The sequence below is a fragment of the Neobacillus drentensis genome, assembly GCF_036966985.1.
GTDB lineage: Bacteria > Bacillota > Bacilli > Bacillales > Cytobacillaceae > Neobacillus > Neobacillus drentensis_E.
The window spans coordinates 360-5,371 of sequence record NZ_JBALSN010000004.1 but is presented as its reverse complement, the minus strand read 5'-3'; the positions used below and the strand labels follow the sequence as shown (position 1 = coordinate 5,371).

The 5,012-nt window shown below is 36.8% G+C and carries 8 protein-coding genes; 4 read left to right on the top strand and 4 right to left on the bottom strand.

The features are described 5' to 3' along the window. Positions 1 to 291 precede the first annotated feature (291 nt). Both V7659_RS00250 and V7659_RS00245 read left to right on the top strand, forming a co-directional pair. On the top strand, positions 292 to 855 hold the full coding sequence (locus V7659_RS00250; protein ID WP_335537399.1) for a class I SAM-dependent methyltransferase: 564 nt from the start codon (positions 292 to 294) through the stop codon (positions 853 to 855). A gap of 70 nt (positions 856 to 925) precedes the next feature. Further along, positions 926 to 1,519 (top strand): class I SAM-dependent methyltransferase, encoded by a 594-nt coding sequence (locus V7659_RS00245; protein ID WP_335537398.1) that lies wholly within the window; start codon positions 926 to 928, stop codon positions 1,517 to 1,519. 86 nt (positions 1,520 to 1,605) lie between these two features. Here the strand turns inward: V7659_RS00245 and V7659_RS00240 are convergent, their stop codons facing one another. Next, positions 1,606 to 1,899, bottom strand: a complete 294-nt coding sequence (locus tag V7659_RS00240; RefSeq protein WP_335537397.1) for a hypothetical protein — start codon at positions 1,897 to 1,899, stop codon at positions 1,606 to 1,608. Positions 1,900 to 2,074: 175 nt separating this feature from the next. Between V7659_RS00240 and V7659_RS00235 the strand changes: the two genes are divergently transcribed. Next, positions 2,075 to 2,578, top strand: a complete 504-nt coding sequence (locus V7659_RS00235; RefSeq protein WP_335537396.1) for a hypothetical protein — start codon at positions 2,075 to 2,077, stop codon at positions 2,576 to 2,578. Positions 2,579 to 2,625: 47 nt separating this feature from the next. Here the strand turns inward: V7659_RS00235 and V7659_RS00230 are convergent, their stop codons facing one another. Then, positions 2,626 to 3,138 carry a CBO0543 family protein gene (locus V7659_RS00230; protein WP_335537395.1) on the bottom strand — a complete coding sequence of 171 codons (513 nt, stop codon included), beginning with the start codon at positions 3,136 to 3,138 and terminating at the stop codon, positions 2,626 to 2,628. Between the two features lie 143 nt (positions 3,139 to 3,281). Here V7659_RS00230 and V7659_RS00225 point away from each other — a divergent pair, with 143 nt between their 5' ends. Continuing rightward, positions 3,282 to 4,004, top strand: coding sequence for a DUF2161 domain-containing phosphodiesterase (locus V7659_RS00225; RefSeq protein WP_335537394.1), 723 nt, complete (start codon positions 3,282 to 3,284; stop codon positions 4,002 to 4,004). Between the two features lie 38 nt (positions 4,005 to 4,042). On the opposite strand, the gene V7659_RS00220 is transcribed toward V7659_RS00225, so the two are convergent. Continuing rightward, positions 4,043 to 4,858 carry a cytochrome c oxidase assembly protein gene (locus V7659_RS00220; protein WP_335537393.1) on the bottom strand — a complete coding sequence of 272 codons (816 nt, stop codon included), beginning with the start codon at positions 4,856 to 4,858 and terminating at the stop codon, positions 4,043 to 4,045. After that, complete coding sequence (locus V7659_RS00215; protein WP_335537401.1) at positions 4,845 to 5,006, bottom strand: DUF2243 domain-containing protein; 162 nt, start codon at positions 5,004 to 5,006, stop codon at positions 4,845 to 4,847. The genes V7659_RS00220 and V7659_RS00215 overlap by 14 nt, the downstream gene beginning before the upstream one ends. Between the last annotated feature and the right edge of the window lie 6 nt (positions 5,007 to 5,012).

The following is a 5,012-nucleotide window of genomic DNA, read 5'->3' as shown; positions in this document are numbered from 1 at the left end:
TTATATTTTTAATCTGCATGGTAAAAGGATACCCTTCAGCCTTAATGATTTTTATATATTTTGGTTTTAATAAGCGATTAATAATATAATTTCTCATTTTGCCCTCCTTTTTTGATTTTTCAGTCTACTTTAGATACCTTTATTATATCAGACACAATTAACTAATATTGGAATGTAACAAAATAAAAATTTTATTATTAAAATTCGTTCGAGCCTGGAGTGGACATCTCCTCTTTGATGATGTAGGTTTAAATCGGAGTTAAGAATTACGATGTTGAGGAGTATTATCAAATGGACAGTAAGACGAAATGGAATTTAAAATATAAAGAACGCATGAATGACTTGAAGGAGCCTGTACCCAACACAAGATTAAAATACCTGTCTGATTACCTTAAGGGTGGAACTGCGCTTGATCTAGCTAGTGGACTAGGAGGGAACAGCTTCTTCCTTGCGCGAATGAACTATCACGTTCAGGCTGTTGATGTTTCGGATGTTGCGATTGACTTTATCCGAGAACGGGCTGCACATGATGATATCAAGATTCAAGCTAAAGTATGTGATCTAACAAATTTGAATAATCCTATCTGGGCAAACCATACTTATGATATTGTTGTCATTTCCTATTACCTTGATCGCTCACTTTTCCCGATTGTGAAGAGCGTGACTAAAGAGGGAGGATACGTTTTTATGGAGACCTTCTACCAATCACCAAGAACCGAGAATCAAGGAGTGTCTAGTCAATATAAACTTCTCCCCAATGAATTGTTGGCTGAATTTGGAAATTGGAATGTTCTATTTTTTGAAGAAAATGAACAGGAGGGCAGACAAACGATATTTTGTCAGAGGAAGTGTTAATGAGTTAAATGTTTTAGTTTTCTATAAAATTATTATGTAAACTTAAGCTATTTGTTTGGAGTGGAGAATTTTGAGTCAATTATTTGCCAATTGGTATGATTTTTTTATGAAGCCATTGGAGAAAAAGAAGTTTAAGAGGATTCGTAAGGAACTCCTTGCGAAGGCAACGGGAAGCGTTCTTGAATTAGGATCGGGTACTGGGATTAATTTTCCTTTATACGAGGAACCTGTAATAGTAACGGCGATAGAACCGAATCAGTACATGATTGAGTGTTCATTATCTAAACATAGACAAGCAGTTGTCCCTATCGAAATAGTACAGGCAAGTGCAGAAGAATTGCCATTTGAAGCGGATACTTTTGACACCGTTGTGGCAACACTAGTATTTTGTACCATTCCTAATCCTGAAAAAGCCATTATAGAAATGAAACGAGTTTGTAAGCCAGGTGGAAAAATTCTTCTATTTGAGCATGTAAAAATGCAAAATCGGTTCCTATCCTCACTTCAGAACTGGCTAACACCAGCGTGGAAGAAAATATGTGATGGCTGTTGTTTAAATAGGGACACCTTAGAGTTACTAAGGAGTAACGATATATCTATTATTCAAATGCAACAATATTTTCGTGATTTATTTATTTTTGCAGAAGCCGTAAATAGGAAATAGGGACTTAAATAAAGGCTGCTGTTACAGATTAATTAACTGTAGGAGCAGCCATTTACTATTACAGCGCTGGTCTTTACACCCTATTTTTAATCCTTGATATCAACATGACCATTTTCATTAATTTCGATGGTTGTATAGCTTTTAAAGGTGTTAATATTAGTGATTTCATGCTGAACGACGCTTGCAAAGCTCTCCATGTATGGCTTGTACACTTCAGGATCTTTGACGAGATGATAGAAATTAACTCTTCTTCCATCTTTCATATCTGTCATTCTCAGTAAAAATCGATCCCCAAATTGCCCTTTAAACCACTCTCTTGCTTCCTCATGACTAGTGAATTTAGGTATTTGGTTAGGATCAATGGAATAATTTTGATTCATTTACACATGCACCTCTTTCCAATAAATTTCCTCTTTTAATATTCCCCATTGGCATAGAAATTATTGTTTTGTAAAAGTTTATGGGAAAAATACAACAGACCACATTACTATGGTAAATTTAAAGAGTGAATTTTCGGTATAGAATGATTTAAACAAATGTATGGAGGATAGGTTTATGGCAGTTGTAAAATCAGTTACAATCGATGGTGAAAGTATCCATGTTTTTAGAAACGGAATCTATATCTTTGAATCGAGCTCCGGCTTTACCTTAGAATTGGATCTGATTGTGAGTGAGATTGTTGTAAAAAAATATAAGACCGTCGAAAACGTCATTGTCGAGATAGAATTAGAGGATGGTAGAATGATCAATTCCATCATGCACGTAAAAATATTGACTGGCGGATTACCACAAATAAATTTATTCTGTGAACTCGATGATATTCATGACTACGAAGGTTTCACTCGGGTTGGCGAAAATGATTCTTGGTTTCCTAATATAGAAGATGGCATTACGATAGAAGAAATAAGAAAAGTCGAAATGCCAAATGAGGATGTTAGTATTAAACTAAATTTACCAATCGACCAGGTCGAATGGATTAAAAAACATAAAAAGAAAAGTTTGAATGAAATATTTCAAAAATTAATTTATGAAAATTGGGAAAAACAAGATGCAAATTAATTTTTGGGTGGTGGACACATGAGAGTGCCTGACACCCAAAAATAGAATTACTTCATTTTGCTCAGGGTCACATTAAAGACCATACAGAGAAAAAGAGCAAAAACTGCGGAAAAGATTAGGGCTAGTATGGGCTTTTTAAAATGGATTCTCATAATTATAAACATGACAATCACAAATAGGATCGACCATAATAAGTTCCAATGATGATGGTAGGTGATGGATCCTCCTTTTATCGCCAAATATTCCATTAGTATATAAATACCAGTATATAAAGCAATGTAAATGGCTTGTGTATGGGCTCTTTTTTTAAAAGGATATTTTGAAAGGTATACCCACGACGATAGGGGCATTCCAATCAAAGTGAGTAACATAATCGGAATCATTGAAAACTGAATTCCATTGGGTTCCAGCTTCCAGAGCTGGTAGTTATAACAAAGAAGCTCATATAATGCGTTCCCAAGTGATGCAAAGAGCATTGTAGGGTAATAGGGTTTCCAATTACGGTCTGCGAGTATAAATGCCGCAATGATCCAAAAAATAGAATAAATGATGGCAATCATGAAGTACACTCCTGAAAGTTAGTAAATACTATATTTCCCCCAAAAAAGGTATCTCATCCAGAATGGATACCTTTTAAAATAGAGAGAATGCGTTTCATTGGATAAAATGATTCTTAAGGTTTGCATTGGGATGGTGATACCGGATGAAGGAAACGAAGAAACTGCAAGAAATAGATTTATATAAACCCATTCAGACCTATTTTGTCCGTGAAGGTTATGAGGTTTACGGTGAGGTGAAAGACTGTGATATTGTTGCAGTCAAGGATGAAGAGTTAGTTGTTGTCGAATTAAAGCTCACTTTAAGTGTGGACTTACTAATCCAAGCAGCCAAAAGGCAGCGGATTACAGATAAAGTTTATGTGGCGATCCCGAAACCGAAACATCGTTTAAATTCCAAAAAGTGGACAGAGAAATGCCATTTAATTCGCAGGCTGGAGCTGGGATTAATTGTTGTTTCGAGCCCTGGGAAACGCGGAAAAGCAGAAATAATATTTGATCCTGCGCCATTTAAGCATAGAAAAAACAAACTAAAGCGCGAGTCTATTATAAAGGAAATTAATGGCCGCAGTGCAGACTATAATGTAGGAGGCAGTAATCGGACCAAGATTATGACTGCGTATAAAGAAAATTGTATCCAAATTGCTTGTAATCTTGAATGTTTGGGTCCATTGTCACCTAGGAGGTTAATTCAATTAGGAACGGGGAAAAATACCTCATCCATTTTGACGAAGAACTATTATGGTTGGTTTGAAAGAATTAAACGAGGAACCTATGTGATAACGGAAAAGGGGATAGCAGAAATAAAAGAATATCCGGAGTTAGTAAATTATTATTTAACTAAACTAAGTGATGACAAAGTTACATAAGACATAAGACTGCCCCAAGATTTCTTGGGACAGTCTTTTTACTTATTTAATACATTAAAAGCCTCATTCATTCTGGGTCGGGTTTCTTTGAACCATTGGTAACAAAGGATCGTAATCAGAATCAAATCAATGACATCGCCGCCATAATACATGACCAATCCTCCCGTTTTGGCTTGGTCAATCGGAACTCCCATAGGGGGATGAGCATAAATATATTTTGAAAGGATGCCGTGACATGCCAAGGCGATTATCAATACACATGAACGATAGCGATAACTCGTCCGGTGTGGGTGCGGATCTGTATAAATAAAGGAACCTGTGAAAAGATAACCTGCTAGAAATACGTGCAGGTGAACTGCAATTTGAACCATCCCGTTATGTTCCATTGTCTGATAAAGGCTAGTCGTATATAGGACCCAAAGGCCTCCGACATTCAGGAGAGAGGCCGTCATCGGATGAGTGATTAGTCGAATGGGATTACTTTTTGAAATATGGGATAAAGTCCGTGCGTGCTTCACGTCTAGTGTTCGAAGAATCAGTGTCATTGGGCATGCCAAGACCAGTAATAGTGGCGCTAGCATTCCGAGAAGGAGATGGCCGAGCATATGAGCCGTGAAATCTTGATGAGAACGAGTAGCAAGTGGCCCAATAATAGCCGATAATGCACAGAAAATACCTGTAATCCAAATGACAATTCGGTAGGACTGCCATGATTTTTTCTTCCGCTTAGTTCGGATGGCTGCGTAAAGATAAATGACTAATGCAATGAAAAACGGCACTGATAAAATCAGTTGGATGCTTAGTCCATGGGCTTCCATACCATCCCTATGCTGAAGATGATTAATTATTTGCATGGTTCGTTGTAACTCCTGTTTTACTGAATTTCCTTCTTGAGCGAGCGAGGAGAGCAATGCCAATTATTATCATCAAAACTGAGGTTATGTACCAAACCATGTCGTATGGAACGATATTAACATCGTAGCGAATTTGGTGGAGACCCATTAATTT

Coding starts and splice junctions, on each gene's coding strand:
- V7659_RS00240 (WP_335537397.1), bottom strand. CDS start 1,899: ATGAATCAAAATTATTCCATTGATCCTAACCAAATACCTAAATTCACT.
- V7659_RS00235 (WP_335537396.1), top strand. CDS start 2,075: ATGGCAGTTGTAAAATCAGTTACAATCGATGGTGAAAGTATCCATGTT.
- V7659_RS00225 (WP_335537394.1), top strand. CDS start 3,282: ATGAAGGAAACGAAGAAACTGCAAGAAATAGATTTATATAAACCCATT.
- V7659_RS00230 (WP_335537395.1), bottom strand. CDS start 3,138: ATGATTGCCATCATTTATTCTATTTTTTGGATCATTGCGGCATTTATA.
- V7659_RS00250 (WP_335537399.1), top strand. CDS start 292: ATGGACAGTAAGACGAAATGGAATTTAAAATATAAAGAACGCATGAAT.
- V7659_RS00220 (WP_335537393.1), bottom strand. CDS start 4,858: ATGCAAATAATTAATCATCTTCAGCATAGGGATGGTATGGAAGCCCAT.
- V7659_RS00215 (WP_335537401.1), bottom strand. CDS start 5,006: ATGGGTCTCCACCAAATTCGCTACGATGTTAATATCGTTCCATACGAC.